At 70.6% G+C, this 20,612-nt stretch carries 17 protein-coding genes; 11 read left to right on the forward strand and 6 right to left on the reverse strand.

The features are described from left to right. The 6 genes from ACIBH1_RS14465 (at position 1) to ACIBH1_RS14490 (ending at position 8,067) form a co-directional block, all read left to right on the forward strand. Positions 1–1,101, forward strand: a complete 1,101-nt coding sequence (locus ACIBH1_RS14465; protein ID WP_397314178.1) for a GNAT family N-acetyltransferase — start codon at positions 1–3, stop codon at positions 1,099–1,101. Between the two features lie 131 nt (positions 1,102–1,232). Then, positions 1,233–2,066, forward strand: coding sequence for a glycosyltransferase family 2 protein (locus ACIBH1_RS14470; RefSeq protein ID WP_397314179.1), 834 nt, complete (start codon positions 1,233–1,235; stop codon positions 2,064–2,066). Positions 2,067–2,082: 16 nt separating this feature from the next. After that, positions 2,083–3,015 (forward strand): glycosyltransferase family 2 protein, encoded by a 933-nt coding sequence (locus tag ACIBH1_RS14475; RefSeq protein ID WP_397314180.1) that lies wholly within the window; start codon positions 2,083–2,085, stop codon positions 3,013–3,015. Continuing rightward, positions 3,012–3,806, forward strand: a complete 795-nt coding sequence (locus ACIBH1_RS14480; protein WP_397314181.1) for a polysaccharide deacetylase family protein — start codon at positions 3,012–3,014, stop codon at positions 3,804–3,806. The genes ACIBH1_RS14475 and ACIBH1_RS14480 overlap by 4 nt, the downstream gene beginning before the upstream one ends. Positions 3,807–3,816: 10 nt before the next feature. After that, a complete protein-coding gene (locus tag ACIBH1_RS14485) occupies positions 3,817–5,103 on the forward strand; it encodes a lipopolysaccharide biosynthesis protein (RefSeq protein WP_397314182.1) in 1,287 nt (428 codons plus the stop codon). A gap of 45 nt (positions 5,104–5,148) precedes the next feature. Next, positions 5,149–8,067 (forward strand): hypothetical protein, encoded by a 2,919-nt coding sequence (locus tag ACIBH1_RS14490; RefSeq protein ID WP_397314183.1) that lies wholly within the window; start codon positions 5,149–5,151, stop codon positions 8,065–8,067. A 7-nt stretch (positions 8,068–8,074) separates the two neighbouring features. On the opposite strand, the gene ACIBH1_RS14495 is transcribed toward ACIBH1_RS14490, so the two are convergent. After that, a complete protein-coding gene (locus ACIBH1_RS14495) occupies positions 8,075–8,533 on the reverse strand; it encodes a pyridoxamine 5'-phosphate oxidase family protein (RefSeq protein WP_397314185.1) in 459 nt (152 codons plus the stop codon). Positions 8,534–8,626: 93 nt separating this feature from the next. Here ACIBH1_RS14495 and ACIBH1_RS14500 point away from each other — a divergent pair, with 93 nt between their 5' ends. Next, the gene (locus tag ACIBH1_RS14500; RefSeq protein ID WP_397314186.1) at positions 8,627–9,685 is read left to right on the forward strand and encodes an NAD(P)-dependent alcohol dehydrogenase; all 1,059 of its coding nucleotides are present in this window, start codon (positions 8,627–8,629) and stop codon (positions 9,683–9,685) included. On the opposite strand, the gene ACIBH1_RS14505 is transcribed toward ACIBH1_RS14500, so the two are convergent. From ACIBH1_RS14505 to ACIBH1_RS14520, 4 genes are all read right to left on the reverse strand, one after another. Continuing rightward, on the reverse strand, positions 9,663–10,430 hold the full coding sequence (locus ACIBH1_RS14505; RefSeq protein WP_397314187.1) for a pentapeptide repeat-containing protein: 768 nt from the start codon (positions 10,428–10,430) through the stop codon (positions 9,663–9,665). The two genes, ACIBH1_RS14500 and ACIBH1_RS14505, sit on opposite strands and share 23 nt — an antisense overlap. 142 nt (positions 10,431–10,572) lie before the next feature. Next, positions 10,573–11,946, reverse strand: coding sequence for a xylan 1,4-beta-xylosidase (locus ACIBH1_RS14510; RefSeq protein WP_397314188.1), 1,374 nt, complete (start codon positions 11,944–11,946; stop codon positions 10,573–10,575). A 66-nt stretch (positions 11,947–12,012) separates the two neighbouring features. After that, positions 12,013–12,765, reverse strand: a complete 753-nt coding sequence (locus ACIBH1_RS14515; protein WP_397314189.1) for an SDR family oxidoreductase — start codon at positions 12,763–12,765, stop codon at positions 12,013–12,015. A 1-nt stretch (position 12,766) separates the two neighbouring features. Then, positions 12,767–13,786, reverse strand: a complete 1,020-nt coding sequence (locus ACIBH1_RS14520; RefSeq protein WP_397314190.1) for a phosphotransferase family protein — start codon at positions 13,784–13,786, stop codon at positions 12,767–12,769. A gap of 84 nt (positions 13,787–13,870) precedes the next feature. Here ACIBH1_RS14520 and ACIBH1_RS14525 point away from each other — a divergent pair, with 84 nt between their 5' ends. Together ACIBH1_RS14525 and ACIBH1_RS14530 are read left to right on the forward strand one after the other, a co-directional pair. Then, positions 13,871–14,938, forward strand: coding sequence for a GNAT family N-acetyltransferase (locus ACIBH1_RS14525; RefSeq protein ID WP_397314191.1), 1,068 nt, complete (start codon positions 13,871–13,873; stop codon positions 14,936–14,938). Further along, a complete protein-coding gene (locus tag ACIBH1_RS14530) occupies positions 14,935–16,098 on the forward strand; it encodes a DegT/DnrJ/EryC1/StrS family aminotransferase (protein WP_397314192.1) in 1,164 nt (387 codons plus the stop codon). Before ACIBH1_RS14525 ends, ACIBH1_RS14530 begins: the two co-directional genes overlap by 4 nt. Here the strand turns inward: ACIBH1_RS14530 and ACIBH1_RS14535 are convergent. Continuing rightward, positions 16,025–17,464: a PLP-dependent aminotransferase family protein gene (locus tag ACIBH1_RS14535; protein WP_397314193.1), complete on the reverse strand. Its 1,440-nt coding sequence runs from the start codon at positions 17,462–17,464 to the stop codon at positions 16,025–16,027. The genes ACIBH1_RS14530 and ACIBH1_RS14535 overlap by 74 nt on opposite strands. 68 nt (positions 17,465–17,532) lie before the next feature. Here ACIBH1_RS14535 and ACIBH1_RS14540 point away from each other — a divergent pair, with 68 nt between their 5' ends. Further along, entirely contained in the window at positions 17,533–18,171 is a 639-nt protein-coding gene (locus tag ACIBH1_RS14540; protein WP_397314194.1) for a pyridoxamine 5'-phosphate oxidase family protein, read from the forward strand. A gap of 60 nt (positions 18,172–18,231) precedes the next feature. Then, positions 18,232–20,490 (forward strand): serine/threonine-protein kinase, encoded by a 2,259-nt coding sequence (locus ACIBH1_RS14545; protein WP_397314195.1) that lies wholly within the window; start codon positions 18,232–18,234, stop codon positions 20,488–20,490. Positions 20,491–20,612: the final 122 nt, after the last annotated feature.

Genomic DNA, 20,612 nt, shown 5'->3' on the forward strand with positions numbered 1-20,612 from the left:
GTGACTCGCCCGCACGAGCTGGGCGAGAACGAGCGATCACGATGGCGCGCGCTGCAGAAGGCCGACAAGAGCCTCGACAACCCGTTCCTGTCGGTCGAGTTCGCCGTCGCCATGTCCCGGCTACGCGACTATGTCAACGTCGCGGTGGTCCACGACGGTGACAGGATCGTGGGCTTCTTCCCCTTCGAACGGCACGCGTTCGGCATCGGCAAGCCGCTGGGCGGCTTCCTGACCACCTGCCACGGGCTGATCTGCGAGCCCGGCCTCAAGCTCGACGCCAAGGCCCTGCTCAAGGCCTGCCGCCTGACCGTCTACGAGTTCGACCACCTGGTCGCGGGCCAGCCCACCTTCGCCGAGTTCGAGACCGACGTGCGCCCCGCCCACGTGATGGACTTCACCGCCGGCCACGAAGCCTGGCTCGCGCAGGTGAAGGAGAACTCCCCCAAGAACCTCAAGACCGTGCGCTACAAGGAACGCAAGTTCGGCCGCGAGCACGGCGAACTGCGCCTTGAGTACGGCACGCGCGATCCTCGGACCCTCCAGCTGCTCCTGAGCTGGAAGTCCGACCAATATCGGCGCACCGGCCGGGTCGACCGCTTCGCCCAGCCGTGGATCGTCGAGCTCACCGAGGCCATGCACGCCGAGCAGGGCGACGACTTCGCCGGCGTGCTGACGATGCTCTACGCAGGGGACGTGCCCGTGGCCGGCCATTTCGGTCTGCGCACGGCCACCACGCTCGTCGGCTGGTTCCCCGCCTACGACACCGAGTTCGCCCGCTACTCTCCGGGTCTGATCCACCACTTCCACATGGCCGAGCACGCCGCCAAGTCCGGCGTCCACCAGCTCGACATGGGCAAAGGTGGCAAGGAGTACAAGGACTGGCTGCGCAGCGGCAGCGTCTACGTGAGCGAGGGCAGGGTCTCCCGCCCCTCCGCCGCGGCGGCCGTTCACTGGGCCGGGCGAACTCCTTTCAACAAGGCACGAACAATCGTCCTCGATCGACCGTCTCTCTATAAGGCGGCGGATCGAGTACTCAAAGGATTCGGTCGGCTACGCGGCCATACGCAGCCCGAACGAGAAGAACCCTCGGGGGCGCGCTGAGCGCGTCCCCGCAGCACCTCCCTCAACACCGCACCACCAGTCCCCTGCACAGAGCAAACACCCTCATCCCACTGGATCCGCCGCCGTCTCCGGCCCAGACGGCAACGGGTCCCGGAAGGACTTTCGCAACCATGAGTCCCGAACTCTCCAAGTACAACGGCAAGGTGCAGGTCGCGCCCCTGCGCTCGATGCCGCCGCTTGAGCGATTCACGCCCATCACGCCACACCTGGCCATCGCGCCGACGGTCAGTGTGGTCGTCCCGGCCATGAACGAGGCCGAGAACCTGCCGCACGTCTTCGCGACGCTGCCGCAGTGGATCGACGAGATCGTCCTCGTCGACGGCAACTCGGTGGACGACACGGTCGCCGTGGCCAGGCGACTGCGGCCGAACGTGAAGATCGTCACGCAGACCGGCAGGGGCAAGGGCGATGCCCTGGCCGCCGGGTTCGCCGCCGCCACGGGCGACATCATCGTCATGATCGACGCCGATGGCTCCACCGACGGGCACGAGATCATCACCTTCGTGGGCGCGCTCGTGACCGGCGCCGACTTCGTGAAGGGCTCGCGGTACGCGTCGGGCGGCAACAGCGACGACCTGACTTTCAGCCGTCGTTTTGGCAACCTGATTCTGACAAAGATGGTCAATGTCCTGTATCGGACGCAGTACACCGATCTGTGCTATGGCTACAACGCCTTCTGGTCCCGCCACCTGAACGTGCTCGACCTCGACTGCGACGGCTTCGAGGTGGAGACGCTGATGAACGTGCGCGCCGCCAAGGCCGGGCTGAAGGTCGTCGAGGTGCCCAGCCACGAGCGTTGCCGCATCCACGGCGAGAGCAACCTGCGCGCGATCCGCGACGGTCTGCGGGTGCTGCGCACGATCCTGCGCGAGTGGCGCCGCGAGGTCGCCGCTCCGCTCCCCGAGCCCGCCACCACGCCGGCCGCCGACCGGGGTGTCGCGTAGATCAGGAAGTTCTGAAGTGCGTACGTCAGTCGTGATCTGCGTCTATACGGAAGAGCGCTGGGAGGACATCAGGCAGGCCGTCGAGTCGGTCGGCGCCCAGACGCACCAGCCGTACGAGCTGATCCTCTCGGTCGATTACAACCCCGGCCTGCAGGAGAAGCTCGCGCGCGCCTACCCTCAGGCGATCGTCGTGGCCAACGCCCACGACAAGGGCCTGTCGGGCGGCAAGAACACCGGGGCCGATGTGGCCACCGGTGACGTCGTGGCCTACCTCGACGACGACGCCGTGGCCGACCCGGGGTGGCTGGAGGCACTGGAGGAGGGCTTCCAGGACCCGCGGGTGATCGGCGTCGGCGGGCGCACCGATCCGATCTGGGCCTCGGGACGGCGTCCGCGCTGGTTCCCGTACGAGTTCGACTGGACCGTGGGATGCACCTACCGGGGCATCCCACCCGTCAAGGCGCCCATCCGCAACGTCATGGGCGGCAACGCCGCCTTCGTGCGGACGGCCGTCGCCGAGGTCGGCGGCTTCCGCAGCGGCATCGGGCGCAGTGTGCAGGGACGCAAGAGCAGGCCGCTGGGCTGCGAGGAGACCGAGTTCTGCATCCGGCTCAGCCAGCGCAAGCCCGGCGCGGTGATGTTGTACCAGCCGGCCGCGGTCATCGGGCACAAGGTCTCGCACCAGCGCGAGAGCTTCCGCTACTTCCGCTCCCGCTGCTTCGCGGAAGGCCTGTCGAAGGCGCTGGTGACGCAGTTCGTCGGCACCCAGGACGGGCTGGCCAGCGAGCGGGCGCACGCGTTCAAGACCCTGCCGCTCGGCGTGCTGAGAGGCGTGGGCCAGACGCTGCGCGGAGACGTCGGCGGGCTGGGCAAGGCCGCCGCCATCGTCATCGGGCTGGCCTGGACCACCTGGGGATACGTGCTGGGCCGCTGGAGGATCAAACGATGATCAGAGTGCCGATCCTGATGTACCACTCGGTCACCGACCGGCCCAACCCCGAGACCGCGCCGCTGGCCGTACGGATCGGGGACTTCACCGACCAGCTGAGTTATCTCAAGGAGACCGGGTTCACCCCGATGACCGCCTCCGACCTGGTGGCGGCCTTCAACAAGAACCAGGTGCCGGCCAAGCCCGTCGTGGTCACCTTCGACGACGGATACGCCGACTTCCACAGCAACGCCCTGCCGGTGCTCGACCGCCTCAGCTTCCCCGCCACCGTCTTCCTGACCAGCGGCTGGGTCTCCGACGCGGGCAAGGACGCCGCGGGCGAGCCCCTCGACGAGATGCTCACCTGGAGCCAGGCGCGCGAGGCGGCGGCCACCGGCATCGAGATCGGCGGGCACAGCCACAGCCACCCCCAGCTCGACCAGCTCCCCGACGCCGAACTCCGGCAGGAGCTGCGCAAGAACAAGGCGCTCCTCGAGGACAACATCGGCCGCCCGGTCGCCACCATGGCCTACCCGTACGGCTACAGCAGCGCCCGCGTGCGCCGCGAGGTCTACAAGGCCGGCTACTTCGCCGGCTACGCGGTCGCCAACGCGATCGCCGCCGACAAGCACGACATGCTCGCCATCCCCCGCCTGACCGTGGCCAGGCACACCAGCATGAGCATGTTCACCCGCGCCGTGGAGGGTAACGCCGTCCCCCTGATCTACCTGCGCGAACGCATCCTCACCAAGGGCTATGCGATCGTCAGGCGGACGAGGTACGGCATGCGACGGGCCATGCGCAATGTCTAGCCTCCGGCGGATGATCCTCAGGGATCTCCGCAACCCGCTGCTGCGCAACGGCTACGCGCTCATGGCCAACACCGGCATCACCGCCGTGCTGGGCATGGGCTACTGGCTGCTCGCCGAGCACCTGTACACCCCCGAGGAGTTCGGCCGCGGCCAGGCGCTGATCACCGTCATGCGGCTGTTCTCGTCGCTGACCGCGCTGAGCATGGCCGGGGCGCTGGCCAAGTTCATCCCGATCGCGGGCAAGCGCATCCCCGAGCTGATCCTTCGCGGGTACGGCCTGGCAGGCGCCGTCGGAGTCACCGCCGCGGTGGGCTTCCTGCTCACCCTGCCGCTGTGGGGCGAGACCTACTCGTGGCTGGGCGGGCTCGGGCCCGACCTGTTCTTCCTGGGCGCCGTGCTGGTCTGGACGGTCTTCACACTGCAGGACGTGGTCCTCACCGGACTGCGCCAGGCGGTCTGGGTGCCCGCCAACAGCCTGGTGTTCGGCCTGGTCAAGATGGGGCTGCTGGTCGCACTGGCCGGGGCGCTGCCGAGCGGCGGCATCTTCGTGTCATGGGTGATCCCGACGGCACTGGCGCTCATCCCGATCAACTGGTTCATCTTCGGCTACGTCGTGCCGCGCCACCAGCGCAACAACCCGACCACCGCCCGCCCGCCCAGGCTCAGGGAGATCGGGCGCTTCCTGGCGGGCGACTACCCCGGGGCGCTGTCCATCCTGGCGATCATCTACCTGGTGCCCACCCTGGTCTCGACCCAGGTGGGCCCCGCCGTGTTCGGGCGCTTCTCGATGGCGCACACGCTCGGCTGCCTGATCGAAGGGCTCGCGCTGAACATGGCGGTGTCGCTCACCGTCGAGGGCTCCTTCAAACCGGCCCAGCTGGCCGACAACTGCCGCAGAGCGTTGCGGCGGGCTTACACGATCCTCGTCCCGGTCATCGCGGTCACGCTGCTGGCGGCGCCGCTGATCCTGATGATCTTCGGGCAGGAGTTCGCCGACGAGGGCACCACGCTCCTGCGGCTGATGGCGCTGGCGGTGCTGCCACGGGTGCTGATCGAGGTCTACCTGAGCGCCCTGAGAGCCCAGGGGCAGGCCCGGCGGCTGGCATTCGTGCAGATCGGACTGGCCGTGCTGATCCTCAGCTCGATCCTGGTGCTCTTCCCGATCGCGGGGGTGGAGGCCGTCGGGTGGGGGTTGCTGGTGAGTGAGCTTCTGGTGGCGGCGTTGATATACGGAGAGCTACGTAAAATCCTCAGAATTGGTCAATCCGAACAGCCGATTGTCACGCAGAGGTCTTGAGAGACCGCATGATGGGTCAGTGTGCAGCAACGGCGAGGCGATGAGATGACAGCGGGCACCACCGGCTCCTCCGACGTGGAGAAGTTCGACCCCGACGCCACCGGCGAGATCCCCAGGGTCGACGCCGAGCTCGCCACGCCCGCCGAGGAGATCGAGGAGGCCGAGGAGGCCGCCGACGACGAGCCCGACGCGTCGGAGACGACGGCGGTGATCGACCTCCGTGCGCTGAACGAGGCGATGAAGGAGGCCGATCGCGCCGAGCTGCACAACGAGGCCGCGGACGGCGCAGACTCCGAGGACGCCGCAGGCTCCGAGGACGCTGGGGATGCCGAGGACGCCGCAGGCTCCGAGGACGCCTCCCGTACAGCCGAGGCCGACGACGAGGACACCACGCCGCGAGCGATGGTCGCTCCCGCCGCCGAGGCCGCTGACTCCGGTGAGAGCGACGGCGACGGCGACGAGGAGGACACTGAGCTGACTCGGCCCGGCAGGCTGCCGTCGGCGGCGGTCGTGGTGGAGGACGAGGAGCCCGACACCGGCGCCACCGTGACCCACCGGATCCGGCCCTCCGCCAGCGTGCACATCGGGCAGCCGCCCACCGTCGAGGGGGCCAGCGACACCGCCACCTTCCGGGCGCCCCACGCCATCCCCGGCCTGCCCGCCGTACCGGATGAGGACGGCGCCCCGACGACCACTGCCACTGCCACCACGACCGCAGCGCCCACGACCCCAGCGCCCGAGACCGCAGCTCCCAAGGCCGAAGCCAAAGCGGCCGCGCCCAAGAAGACCGCCGTCCAGCAGGTCGCGCCGCGGCCGGGCCGGATGGCGGCGATCATGCAGGCGGCGCCGAGCTGGCTGCCCGCGGTGCTGATGATCGAGGGCCTGGTGATGTACGTCCTGGCCCTCAAGCTCGACCCCGGCCCCCTGCGCGGCGTGCGCCCGCAGGACATCGACGGCCTGGGCCTGATCTCGGCCCTGCCCCTGAGCGCCTTCGCCGCGATCCTCATCCTGATCGTCTCGTTCTTCATCACGGTCAACCAGAGCGTCGACCGCAAGTTCCTGCTGCTGTTCCAGATCGCCGCGATCACGTTCGCCCTGCACGGCGCGGGTTCGCTGGTGGCCGACGAGCCGCGGTTCCCGACGGCCTACGTGCACGCGGGTTTCGTCGACTTCATCAACAGGACCGGCGAGTCGTCCATCAACATCGACGCCCGCATGGGCTGGCCGGGTTTCTTCGTCCTGTTCGCCTTCGTGGCCAGGACGGCGGGCATCACGGACCTGACGACGATCCTGCAGTGGACGCCGCTGGTCATGAACCTGCTCTACCTGCTGCCGTTCGTGCTGATCCTGCGCCAGGTGGTGGCCACGACGAGGGCCCGCTGGTACGCCGCGCTGCTCTTCGTGATCGTGCAGTGGATCGCCCAGGACTACTTCTCGCCGCAGGGTTTCACGTTCGCGATCTACCTGGTGTTCGTGGCGGTCCTGCTGCGCTGGTTCGGCAAGGTGGAGCCGAGGGTGCGGCCGCTGCCGAAGAGCAGGGGCCTGCGCAGGCTGCTGGCCAAGCTCGACGCGATGACGCCGGGCGAGCTGGCCAACACCGGCACCTACCGTGCCGACCGGCTGCTGATGCTGCTGATGCTCATCGCGCTGTTCGTGGCGGCGGTCGCCTCGCACCAGATCACCCCGTTCATGATGCTCGGCGTGCTGACGGCGTTCCTGCTGTTCAAGCGGACGAAGCTGAGCTGGGCGCTGCCGTTCTTCTTCGGCCTGATGGTGCTGGGCTGGATCAGCTACCAGACGGTCGGCTTCTGGGCCGCCAACATCGACCAGATCTTCGGCGGACTCGGCCGGATCCTGACGAACCTGCAGCGCAACACCGGTGACCGGATCGCGGGCAGCGATCCGGAGCACGCGCTGGTCCTGCAGGTACGGCTCGGCATCCTGGCCGCCGTGCTGAGCCTGGCGGCGGTGGGCCTGCTGCGGCGGCTGCGGCGCGGGGTGTTCGACCGCGCGGCGCTGATCCTGATGTGCGTGCCGGTGATCGCGCTGGGGCTGCAGAGTTACGGCGGCGAGATCGGCCTGCGCATCTACATGTTCGCGCTGCCGGGCGCCTGCCTGCTGGCCGCGTACGCGTTCTTCCCGAACCTGCCGGCCGACAGCGAGGACGCCCGCGACGAGACGATCCCGATCAAGCGCGGGGCGCCCCGGTTCAACCCGCGCATCACCAGGGCGATCTCGCTGACGCTGGCCCTGGTGGTGGCGATGGGCCTGTCGATGGCCTTCCTCGTGGCCCGTTACGGCAACGAGAAGTTCGAGCGGGTGACCAGCGGCGAGGTCGCCGCGATGCGCTACATCTACGACAACGACAAGCCCAGCGCCCGGGTGATGTACCTGGTGCCCAAGGAGGGCCCGGAGAGCACGCCGATCCTGCCGTGGGCCGAGCGCGACCTGGAGTACATCAACTGGAACCTCCAGGCCGCGGTCAAGCCGGACCCGACCCAGATCGGCGACGTGGTGGCCAAGCTGAAGGCCAGCCCGCGCAACACCTTCCTGGTGGCGAGCTCGGGGCAGTACGCCTATCTGCAGCTCAACGAGGGCTTCCCGGCTGACTGGGGTCCGCGGTTCATCGCGGCGCTCGACGCCTCCAAGGATCTGAAGAAGGTCTACTCCAACCAGGACGCGGCCGTCTACATCTGGGCGAACTTCGTCAAGGGCACCGAGATCCCCGATCCGATCCCGTACGCGGGCCAGTCGGATCCGACGTCGCCGTGGACCCCTGTGGGCCTGGTGGCGCTGGCCGTCACCTGGATCACGCTGTTCGCCTACGAGCTGATCAGGCTGAACGGATCGGAGCGGGCGCAGCGCCGTCGCAGGCTGCTGCTCTGGGTGGCGGTGCCGGCCTTCGTGGTGTCGATCGCGGTGATCGTCGAGCGGTTCGTCTACATCGCCTCCCAGAACGGCTAGGCGGGGGTCACTCGGCCCACCGGCCGCCCCTCATGATCACGCGGCCCTTCAGCTCGTTCACCTCGCGCCAGGCCATGACGCGGGCGGGCCGGATCCTGAAGTAGACGTAGGGGGTCGTCTGCTCGCGCGGGTCGAAGCCGGTCTTGACGGCGAACGCGTCGCCGGTCGATGCGGGGATGTCGGCCGCCGGGACGGCCTCGGCCGTACCCGTGATCATGATCACGTCGCGGGTGTGGCCCAGGCTGAGGTGGACGGTCCTGCCGCCGGCGAGGTTGCGTGCCGTACGGCTGGCGGCGTCGGTGCCGAGCAGGAGCGTGCCGTCCTCCCAGAGGAAGCTCAGGGGGATGAGGTACGGCTCGGCGCTGCCGGGGTCGGCCGTGGCCACCCAGACGTCGACGTCGTCCGTCAGGCGCTGGAGGGTGTCGTGCTTGCGCTGGTCGAGCGTTCTGGCTTCTGGCAGGGACATCGGTGAGGGACTCCTCTCGGGCGAACGTCCGTCGAGCGTACTGGCACCCCCGGTGAGCTGGATCTTCAAGGGTCTCGCGTAGCCTCGTGAGACATGTTGACCGTCAACGCCTACGGCGCCACCTCGGCCACCGGGCCGCTCGTCCCGATGACCATCGAGCGCCGCGAGCCCGGCCCCACCGACGTGCTCATCGAGATCAAGTACGCCGGCATCTGCCACTCCGACATCCACACGGTCCGCGAGGAGTGGGGCGACATCCCGTTCCCGCTGGTCCCCGGTCACGAGATCGCCGGCGTGGTCGCCGCGGTCGGCGACCAGGTGACCAAGCACCGGGTGGGCGACCGGGTCGGGGTCGGCTGCATGGTCGATTCCTGCCGCGAGTGCGCCAGCTGCCTCAAGGGCCTGGAGCAGTACTGCCTCAGGGGCGCCACGATGACCTACGGCGGCCGTGACAGGGACGGCAACGTCACCCACGGCGGCTACTCCACCCACGTGGTGGTGGACCAGGACTTCGTGGTGGCAATCCCCGAGGGCATCGGGCTCGACGAGGCCGCGCCGCTGCTGTGCGCGGGCATCACGCTCTACTCGCCGTTGCACCACTGGGGCGCGGGGCCGGGCAAGAAGGTGGCGATCGTGGGCCTGGGCGGCCTCGGCCACATGGGCGTCAAGATCGCTCACGCGCTGGGCGCCGAGGTGACCGTGTTGTCGCAGTCGCTCAAGAAGCGCGAGGACGGTCTGCGCCTGGGCGCCGACCACTACTACGCCACCAGCGACCCGGCCACCTTCGAGGAGCTCGCGGGCTCGCTCGACCTGATCGTCAACACCGTCAGCGCGCGCGTGGACCTCAACGCCTACCTGTCGCTGCTGGCGCCCGACGGCGTCATGGTCTGCGTGGGTGCGCCGCCGGAGCCGCTCGACGTGCAGGTGTTCTCCCTGATCTCGTCGCGCAGGTCGGTGGCGGGCTCGAACATCGGCGGCATCGCCGAGACCCAGGAAATGCTCGACTTCTGCGCCGCGCACGGGTTCGGCGCCGACATCGAGACCATCCCCGCCGGCAAGATCAACGAGGCGTACGAGCGGGTGCTGGCGTCGGACGTGCGCTACCGCTTCGTCATCGACGTCTCGACGCTCACCAGTGGGCAGGACGGCTGAGCGAGGCGGGCAGCCGGGTGGCCTGGTCGCCGCGCGCGGAGTCGAGCTGCGACTGGACGAGGAAGACGCTTCCCGTCAGGTCGGCGCCCGTCAGGTCGGCGCCGCGCAGGTCGGCCCCGATGAGGTCGCAGTCACGCAGGTCGGCGCCGCGCAGGTCGGCGCCGATCAGGTAGGCGCCGCGGAAGCTCGCCCCGCGAAGGCGGGCTCCGCGCAGCCGCGCGCCCATGAGCATGGCGCCGCGGTGGTCCTTCTTCTTGCCCGGCACGGCCGCGCGGACCCGCTCTCCGGCGGCCTGCAGGAGCGGGTTGACGCTCGCCCTCAGCTCGGCGACGTCGAGCGCCAGCAGGACCTCGGGAGCCGACGCCGACAGCCCGGCGAGCCGCTCCCGCGCGTCGCGCAACTCGGGCGAGGGGAAGCGCTCCAGCGCCTCGGTGACGTAGTAGAGCAGCTCGTGCACGTCACGCACGACCGGGAAGACCTCCTGCATGGCGGGGACGCGCACCCCGGAGAAGATCACCTGGGAGACCTGCTGACCGGCCCCGAAGCAGTCGTAGACCGTGCAGCCGGGGAACCCGCGCGAGCGCAGCTCGCGGTGGATGCCGCAGCGGTGGTCGTCGCGCAGGTTGGGGCAGGGCGTGCCGGCCGGCTTGTCGATGGCGAAGTCGGACGACGCGGTGAAGGCCGGCACCACGCAGCACAGGGCGAAGCAGCGTGAGCAGTCGGCGTGCAGGGCCGGGGAGCTCATCGGGATTCGGAGCCCCCGCGGGTCAGGGACCGGTAGAGCGGCCGCTTGATCGGGCCCACGAGCCGCTCGGGCGGCGGCGAGGTGACCGGCCGCACGAGTTCGCGCTTCAACGGCCGGTAGAGAGGGCGGTGGCTGGATCGGCTCACGGCTGGCGAGGGCTCCACTGGATCTCGTAGGGCTTCAGGCTGACCTGCTTGCCATCGACAGTAGCCGACAACGGCGCGTCGGTGGTGTTGACCATGACGATCATGCGTTCCTGAGCCAGCACCTTGACCTGGGGATCGGAGACCCCGACGGGCCCCACGGCGGTGCCGTTGGGGAACCACTTGGTGAATCCGCTGATCAGCCCGGCCATGGGCAGCTCGCGTCCGGTGCCGGGCTCCCAGAGGCAGCCGACGCACTCCTCGCCCTCCTTGCGCTGGGGGTTCCAGTACAGGGCGGTGTCGACGCCGCTGGAGGCGAACTCCATCATGGCCGCCGCCTGCACGGCCATGCGCTTGGCGTCGTTCCATCCGGAGTTCTCCGGCTCGACGTACCACTCGGCCCACCACACCGGCAGGCCGCCGCTCTTCTGCTTGAGCCAGGAGGTGATGGCGCCGAACTTGCGCACGGCGCCGAAGTCGTCGGGGGTGGCCTGGTTCTCGATGGAGGTGGACCAGGCGTCGACGACGATGAAGTCGGCGCCCTTCTTCTCGGACAGCCAGTAGGAGATGGCGTCGAGGCCGCGCTGGTCGATGCTGCCCCAGTCGCCCGACAGTTCGGCGTCGGCGGCGCGGCGCGAGGTGCTGCCGAGCGAGACGTAGGGCCCGCCGACCTGGATCTGCGGGTCGTACGCCTTCAGCGCGTCGTAGACCTTGTTGTACATCTCGGTGTAGGCCTCGGCGTCCCAGCGGTTGTTCGCGTCGTCCCAGAATCCCTTGAGCTCGTTCCACACCATGAAGTGCTTGACCGTGGGGTACTGCTTGGCGATCTTCACGGCGAGCTTGGCGTAGTCGTCGAAGTGTTCGCGGTCGGGCCTGACGGTGGCGTTCTTGGCCCAGTCGGTGCGCCCCGGCTGGCCGCCCTTCATCCAGTCGGGCGCGCAGCACAGCGTGATGACCGGGATCGACTTCGACGACGCCATGAACTTCAGGCGGCTGTTGAGCGTGCGCAGGTTGTACTTGCCCGGCGAAGGCTCGGGGTTGTCGGCGCCCCAGCCCATGATGTGCTGGTTCTGGATGAGCGGCTCGCGGCTGAGCAGGTGGCGCGCGGAGTCTTCCGCCTGGCCGTCCTCGTTGTCGGCGGAGTACTGCGTGTGCGTGACGCCCCACCGCGGCCAGTCCTTCACCGCGGGCGGGGCGTCGAGGGAGGGCGGCGGCTCCTGGGAGCTGGGCACCACGGCGGCCTCGCCGCGCGGCTGCTCGCGCTCGCCCGACATCAACAGGATGACCGCGATGAGCACGAGCGCGATGACGCCGGCGCCGGCGGCGATGCCCCAGCTGGGTGACCGGGCATGACGCCCGCTCGATGGCACCACCGCGGCCTCCTGGAACGGTTCTGGAAAGGACCGCCCCAGGTTATAGGCGAATTCTTAAAGGATGCTTTACGACGCCGTGGGAGGGCGCTCTCCCCCGACCGGCCCCGGCACGCCCGCGTAGCGGTAGGGCACCGGCTGGCGTCCCGGCTGCACGACGAGCAGGGAGCCGGGCTCCACGGAGTAGAAGCCGCTCTCGACGGCGGCGGCGACGTCGTCGGCGGTGAGCAGCGGGAAGCCGGCGTCGACGAAGACCTGCTTCATGTCGGCGACCAGCGGGGTGTCGGTGAAGCCCGGGCACACGGCGCTGATGCGGATCTTCTGCGCCGCCAGCGGCTGGGCCAGGGCGCGGACCAGGCCGACGACCGCGTGCTTGGTCATCGTGTAGATGGGGTCGCCGTCGAAGCCGACGAGGCCGGCCAGGGAGGCGGTGACCACGATCGCGCCGCCGCCCGAGCGCCGCAGCAGCGGCACGGCGGCGTTGACGCCGAAGACCACGGCGTCGACGTTGACACCCATCACCTTGCGGTACTGCGCCAGGTCGAAGGCGGCCATGTCGACGCCGCTGGAGATGCCGGCGTTGAGGTGGACCAGGTCGAGCCTGCCGTACTGCTCCTCGGCCAGCGCGACGGCCCGCTCGGAGGCCTCGGGGGTGCTGACGTCGGCGGCCAGGGCCACGCCGCCGACCTCCTTGGCGATGCGCTCGGCGCCCGCCTCGTCGCGGTCGGCCACGACGCAGCGCACGCCGCGTGCGGCCAGGCGCCGTACGACGGACGCGCCGATGCCGCTGGCCGCGCCGGTGATCAGGGCAACTGTGCTCACGTTAGACCTCCTGGTCGAGCATGCGGTGGGCGCGGGCGATGAGGGTCGGTACGGCGGAGCCGATGCGGTCGAATCCCTCACCCACGGTCTTACCTTGGCGGAAGCGGGCGGCGATACCCTCCACGATGACCGCCAGCTTGAAGTTGCCGAAGGCGATGTAGAAGGGCAGGTCGGTGATGTCGCGCCCGGAGGCCTTGGCGTAGTGGGCGGCGAACTCGGCGGTGTTGAGGAAGCCCGGCGCGAGGGTGACGTCGCCGGCGACCGGGATGCCGGCGCGCTCGTCGTCGCCGGGGTCGTGCCAGTAGGTCAGGGTGAGGCCCAGGTCGGCCATGGGGTCGCCGAGGGTCGACATCTCCCAGTCGACGACCGCCCGGATCTCGCCCTGCCGTACCAGGGTGTTGTCGAGCCGGTAGTCGCCGTGCACCAGGGTGGCGGCGGAGTGGGCGGGCATGCGGTCGCGCAGGCGCCCGACGAGCCTGGCGAACTCGGGCACCTCGCGGTCGGCCGAGCGCTCCCACTGCTGGCACCAGCGGTCGAGCTGCCTGGCCAGGTAGCCGTCGGGCCGCCCGAAGTCCTCGAGCCCGACGGCGCGGTAGTCGACGGCGTGGATGGCCGCGAGGATCTCGGCCAGCCGTTCCGACAGCTGCCTGGTCTCCTCCGGGCCGGTCTCCAGCTCGTCGCGTGAGCGTACGGCGGCGCCGTCGACCAGGCCCATCAGGTAGAAGGGCGCTCCGATGACCTCCTCGTCGGGGCAGAAGCCGATCGGGTCGGGCACCGGCACCGGGGTGTCCGCCAGGGCCGAGATGACCCGCCATTCGCGCCGCATGTCGTGCGCGGTGGGCAGCACGTGACCCAGGGGCGGACGGCGCAGGACCACGTCGCGCTCGCGGGCCTCGACGCGGTAGGTCAGGTTCGACCTGCCGCCGGAGATCAGCGATGCGGACAGCGGTTCGCCAACGTCGGGCACGTGCGTGGTCATCCAGGCGACCAGGCGGGGCCAATCAATGCCGGGTACGGTCATGGAACCACATTAGAACGTCGTTCTGGAGAAAACGCCAGGCAATGTTCAGGTCGCGGACATCGACGATCACCTAGCGTGAGCGATATGCGCCTGACGGTAGTGCACCCACGTGAGCTGGGCGAGACGGAGATCGCCCGGTGGCGCGCCCTGCAGCAGGCCGATCCGGCGCTCGACAACCCGTTCCTGTCGCCCGAGTTCACCGTCACCGTCGGTGAGCTCCGCGACCGGGTCAGGGTGTCGGTGGTCGAGGACGGCGGGAAGATCACCGCGTTCTTCCCGTTCGAGCACCACCCGCTGGGCATCGGCCGCCCGGTCGCCGCGGGCCTGACCGACGCGCAGGGCATGGTCGGCGAGATCGACGCCGACGCCCGCGCGCTGCTGAAGCTCAGCGGCCTGGGCGTCTACGAGTACGACCATCTCGTCGCGGGCCAGCCGTTCCTGCAGGGGCGGCACGAGCTGTTCCCGTCACCGGTCATCGACCTGCGCGCCGGATACGACGCCTTCACCCGGCAGGTCGGCGGAAAGACGTACAAGTCGACCCTGGCCAAGGCCCGCAAGCTCGAACGCGACTTCGGCCAGGTGCGCCACGACTACGCGGTGCACGACCCGGGGCCGCTGCGCACCCTGCTGGGGTGGAAGACCGCGCAGTACCGCCGCACCGGACGCAGCGACCGCTTCTCCCACCCGTGGATCGTGGAGCTGGTCCACCGGCTGGCCGCCATCGAGAGCGACAGCTTCGCGGGCGTGCTCGACATGGTCTACGTCGACGGCGTGCCGATGGCCGGCCACTTCGGCCTGCGCACCGCGACCACGCTGGCCGGCTGGTTCCCCGCCTACGACCCGGCCTTCGCCAAGTACTCCCCCGGCCTGGTGCACCACCTGGCCATGGCCGAGCAGGCGGCCGCGCACGGCATCGAGGTGATCGACCTGGGCCGCGGCGAGAAGGAGTACAAGGACAAGCTGAAGAACGGCGAGCTGCGGGTGGCGGAGGGCAGGGTCGCGAGGCCCGGCCTGGCCGCCGCCGCGCACTGGGTGACGCGCGTGCCGCTGCGCGCGGTGCGCAACACGGTCCTGGCCAACCCGTTCCTGACGCGCGTGGCCGACAGGGCGCTGAAAACCCTGGGACGGGTGCGCACTACGGTTCATCCGTGAGTCCAGAGGAGCTGATCGCCCGCCGCACCGGCCGCCGCTGCCTGCCGCTGCCCTCCAACCGGCTCGGCCTCTACCTCGCGCTGCGCCACTGGACCAGCCCCGGCCAGCGGCTGCTCATGTCGCCGATCTCCGCCGACGAGATCCTCTTCCTGGTGCTCGCCGCCGGCCTGGTGCCGGTGATCGCGCCGTTGTCGCGGCGCGACGGCAACCTCGACCTGTCCAGGACCGACCTGTCGTCCGTCGACGCGGTGCTCACCACCAACCTGTACGGCCTGCCCGACCCGGTCGCCGGGCTGGCGGGCAAGGTGGTGATCGAGGACGTCGCGCACGCCCTGGAGACGACGGTCGGCGGCCGCCCGCTGGGCACCTTCGGCCAAGCCGGGGTGTTCAGCCTCTCCAAGCACGCGGGCGCCGGGTCGGGCGGGGTGGTGGCGGTGGAGTCGGCGCAGGACCTGAGGGCGCTGGAGCGGGCCCGCGACAGGCTCCTGCTGCCCGGCGCGTTCGCCGCCGAGCTGCTGGCCGTGGGGACCTCGATCGCGCGCCAGGCCGTGACCACGCTGGAGCTGGTCCGGCCGGCCCTGCGGCTGGTGCGGGCGCTCGGGCTGGTGGAGCCGCGCCAGGGATACCGCATCCCGCTGCGCGAGCAGGAGCTGAAGGCGGCGCTGGCGAGCGCGTCCCTCGGCTGGGGATCACGGGGCACCGCCGCCGATCCGCTTGCCGGCCTGGATTCGTGGATCCGCGCCGACCTGCACCACTACCGGTCGCGGCACGGCCGCCTGGCCCGCCTCTACCAGGCGCGCAGGCTCGGCCGCGTTCCCGGGGAGCGGGCGGCCAGGCTGGCGGGGATCGCGACGCTGGCCGAGCTGCCGAGCGTGGCGCCCGCCGTGCTGGACAACCTCGACCAGCCGCTCTTCCGTGTCCCGCTCCTGGTGAACGATCGTGACCTGGCCGTCGCCGAGCTGGAGCGGCACGGCGTGGTGACCGGCTACCTCTACGACCCGCCCTTCGACGACTACGCCGCCGCCTTCACCGTGGCCTCGCCGTACCCCGGCGACGCCCGCTGGTGGGCGCGGCACGTGCTGCCGGTCAACCCGCTGCGCGCCCACCGGGCGTGGGAGGTGCTGAAGGGGCTGAGTCCCGCCCCGTCGCCAGCTCGGTGATCAGCTCGGCCACGATCCTGCAGCCGCGCCGTACGTCGGCCAGCGACGCCGAGCCGTACCCGATCACCAGGCCGTGCACCCGCGCGGGCCCGAGGTGGTAGCGCTCGCGGCCGACCGCGTCGAGGCTCACGCCGCGCTCGGCGGCGGCCTCCACCACGCGCGGCACCAGGCGGGCGGGCAGCTCGGCGAGCACGTGCAGCCCGGCCGTGTCGCCGCGCAGGGAGCAGACGGGGCCGAGCAGCTCGACGACGGCCGCCCGCCGCCGCGCGTACTCCAGCCGCATGCGCCGCAGGTGACGCTCCAGGTCGCCGCGCTCCAGCAGGTTGACCACGGCCTGCTGGACCGGCCCGCTGGTGCGGTCGGAGACCTGCTCGCGCTTCACGGCGATGGCGTCGACGAGCTCCTCTGAACCGACCAGCCAGCCGACGCCGATGTCGGGGGCGAGCGTCTTGGAGAGCGTGCCGAGCAGCACCACGCGGGAGGGGTCGAGGCCGTACAGGGCGGGCAGCGGCGCGACGTCGTAGCGGAACTCGGCGTCGTAGTCGTCCTCGACGATCATCGCTCCGGTCCTGCGCGCCCAGGCCAGCAGCCGCTCCCTGCGCGGGATCGGCAGCCTGCCGCCCAGGGGGTACTGGTGGGCGGGCGTGGTGTAGAGCACGTCGAGGTCGTCGGGCAGCGCCTCGACGATCACCCCGTCCTCGTCGACCGGGCAGGGCACCACCTCGGCGCCGCGCGCCTTGAAGACGTTGCGCGCCACCCGGTAGCCCGGCTCCTCCACGCCCGCGCGGGTGCCGTGGCCCAGCAGGGCCAGCGCCACCAGGTCGAGCCCGTTGCCGGTGCCGCGGGTGACCAGGATGTTCTCGGGTCCCGCAGGAACCGCGCGGGCGCGGCGCAGGTGCGCGGCGAGCAGGTCCCTGAGGTACGGCAGGCCGTGCGGGTCGGGGTCGTTGCCCGGCGGCAGGTCTGCCGCCTTGCGCCAGGCGCGCTTCCAGGCCGCGATGTCGTAGTCGTGCACCCAGGGCTCGCCGGGGGTGAGGTTGATCCTGGGCTTCTCCTGCGGCCTGGCGGCGACCTGCCCGGGAACGGGCCGGGCGGGCTCGGGCGGCGCCTCCAGATCGGCCACGAACGTGCCGGAGCCGTGGCGCCCGTCGAGCCAGCCCTCCGCGTACAGCTGCTGGTAGGCCTCGGTCACGACCGTACGGCTGACGCCGAGCTGGTCGGCCAGCCCCCGGCTCGACGGCAGCCGCTCGCCCGCCGCCAGCGTGCCGTTGAGCATGGCCGAGCGCAGCCAGTCGCTCAGCTGCGTGGTGAGCGGGACCTCCGACTCCCTGGTCAGCGAGACGGGAAGATCGACGATGGCGCGCAAGTGGCTCCTAGGAATGCCGTGTTAGTGGCCATGTTCTACCAGTCCACTATCTCACTAGGGTCCAGAACATGCTCAGCGCCACCCCTCGAACCCGGCTCGGCCGCTCCAAGGAGCGCGCCTCCCACGACCGCGACGACCTCCACGAGATCCTCGACAGCGGCCTCATCTGCCACCTGGGCGTGGTGCGCGACGGCTACCCGATGGTCATCCCCACCGGATACGGCCGCATCGGCGACACCCTCTACCTGCACGGCTCCAGCGGCGCCCGCTCCCTGCGGCTGGGCGACGGCAGCCAGGTCTGCGTCACCGTCACCCACCTCGACGCCATCGTCTACTCCCGCTCGGTCTTCGACCACTCCGTCAACTACCGCTCGGCGATGATCTACGGTGTCGCCCGGCTGGTGACCGACGAGGACGAGCGCCTGGCCGGGCTGAAGGCGCTCACCGAGCAGCTGGCTCCCGGGCAGTGGGACTACGCCAGGCCGCCCAGCCGCAAGGAGATGGCGGCGACCGCCGTCCTGGCGCTGTCGCTGGAGGAGTCGTCGGTCAAGATCCGCACCGGGATGCCGAAGGACGAGGAGGAGGACTATGCCCTTCCGGTATGGGCCGGGGTGCTTCCGCTGGTGACGTCGTGGGGGCGGCCCACCACCGATCCGCTCGTTCTGGACGGGGTAGACATACCCATTCACATCGCCTCAAGAAAGTGAAAACCTGAGCGGGAGATCACGCGTCTCATCGGGTGGGCCATTCCTGATGAGGAGAGCGCCATGGACTGGACGGCGCCTGGTTATACGGAGATCAAACCGCTCGGCGCGGGCGGTAGCGGCAGGGTGGTCCTCGCCGTGCACAACGAGACCGGCGTACGCGTCGCGATCAAGTATCTCTCCGACGAGTTGCGGCGCGACCCGGTGGCGGTGGGGCGTTTCCAGTCGGAGGCCCGCCTCCTGACCACGCTGCAGGACCAGCACATCGCCCGGCTGTGGGAGTACGTGCAGGACTCCGGCGGCGCCGCCATCGTGATGGAGCTGGTCAACGGGGTGTCGCTGCGCGCCCTGTTACGCGAGCACGGCGCCACCACGCCCGAATCCGCCCTGGTCGTCCTCAAGGGATCGCTGCTGGGCCTGTCGCGGGCCCACCAGTCCGGCGTCGTGCACCGCGACTACAAGCCGGAGAACGTCATCGTCCGCGACGACGGCGTGAGCAAGCTCGTCGACTTCGGCATCGCCGTACGGCAGGGCACCACCATGCGGGCCGAGGGCACCCCGCCCTACATGGCGCCCGAGATGTGGTCGGGAGAGACCGCCTCGCCCGCCACCGACGTCTACGCGGCCACCGCGGTGTTCTTCGAGTGCCTCACCGGGCACCGGCCCTACCGCTCCACCGAGCCCAGCGTCCTGGGCTACCAGCACCTGCACGCGCCCATCCCCCTGCAGGACCTGCCCGCCGGACTGCACGCCCTGGTCAGGCGGGGCATGGCCAAGGACCCGGCCGACCGGCCGCCCGGCGCGCTGACCTTCGTCCGCGAACTGGAGGCCGCGGCCCTGGCCGCCTACGGCGAGGAGTGGGAGGAGCGGGGACGCCGGCGCCTGGCCGCGCTCGTCGCGCTCCTGCCGCTGCTGCTTCCGCAGCCGCCCGCCGCCGTCACCCCGGTGCAGACGGGCACCACGCTCTTCCGCACGGTGCTGCGCGGCATGCGGCACAACGCCGTCAAGCTCGCGGCCGGGGTCACCACCGTGCTCGTGGCGGGCGGGGTCGCCTGGGTCGCGCTCGCCTCCCGCGACCAGCCGCCGGTCAAGCCGGTGGACGTCGTGGTGGCAGGACCCACCTCGCCCTCGCCCGTCCAGCAGGCGGGCACGCCCTCGCAGATCGACCCGCCCGAGGTGACCACCACGCCGGTGGAGGAGCTCTCGCCCGACCCCACCCCGACCGTCTCGGCCGCCGTGACGCCCGAGGTGCAGGTCACGCCGACGGTGAAGACGACGCCCACCGTGAAGCCGCCGACCACGAAGCCCACGGTGAAACCGACCGCCACCACCAAGCCCACGGCGAAACCGACGGTGGAGCCCACCGTGAAGCCGACCGTCAAGCCCACCGTCACCCCCACTCCCACTCCCACTCCCACGGTGACCGTCACGCCGAAGACCGAGGTCGCCGCGCTGACCGTCGCCGGGCTGCGCGTCGGCGAGAACGGCACCGCCACCGCCACCGTCCGGCTCAGGACCACCGGCCTCGCCCAGATCCCCGTCACCGCCCGCTTCGCCGTCGCCGGCGAGGTCGTCCAGACCCAGACCGTACGGCTGCGCGGCGCCACCGCCTACAGCCGCTCCCTCTCCCGCGACCTGGGCGAATACCCCTGCGGCAAGCGCGTCACCGTGACCGTCGCCGCCCCTGGCTTCACCCGCAGCGCCAGCGTCGACGTGCCCAAGTGCCCGACCAGGGTCACGGGCCTGCGCGCCGCCGTCCAGATCAGCCCGAGCGGCTCGGTCATCGGCCGGGTCGACGTGCAGGCCACGGGCACCGATGCCGTCGAGCTGGACGCCGAGATCCTGCTCGGCGGCGAGCGGGTCAACGGCGGCACCACCACGCTGAGCGGCCAGACGGCCTACCAGCGCACGGTACGGCACGCCTTCCGCCAGCGGCCCTGCGGATCCACCGTCACCCTCGTCGCCCGCGCCGGAGGACGGCGCGCCACCGACTCCGTCGAGGTGAGCTGTCCGGCGGCCGTGCGGAGCATCGCCCTGAGCAACGCCGACCTCAACGCCGACGGCCTGTTCAGCGCCGCCGTCACCGTCGTGACGGCCAACTCCCAGCCGGTGACCCTCACGGTCGCCTACCGGGTCGGCGAGTCGACGGTCGGCACCGAGACCTTCGAACTGTCGGGCGACACGACCTACACCCGCAAGCTGGGCTTCGTGCAGCGCGACGTCAAGTGCGGGACCACCTGGTCCATCGTCGCCTCGACCCGCCCCGCCTCGGCCGACGGCCCCGCGAGCGCCTCGGGCAGGACGGGCGGGTGCATCGACTGACCTGCGTGAATGACAGGTGTCACACGCACAGGTGACTTCGCCACGCCTCTACCTGCGGTTTCGGCCCTACTGACGCTCTTTCGCGTGCGTGAAGGTGGATCCATCGATACCCCCTCCTCGTA

Origin of the sequence: Nonomuraea sp. NPDC050663 (assembly GCF_044456985.1) — a bacterium.
GTDB lineage: Bacteria > Actinomycetota > Actinomycetes > Streptosporangiales > Streptosporangiaceae > Nonomuraea.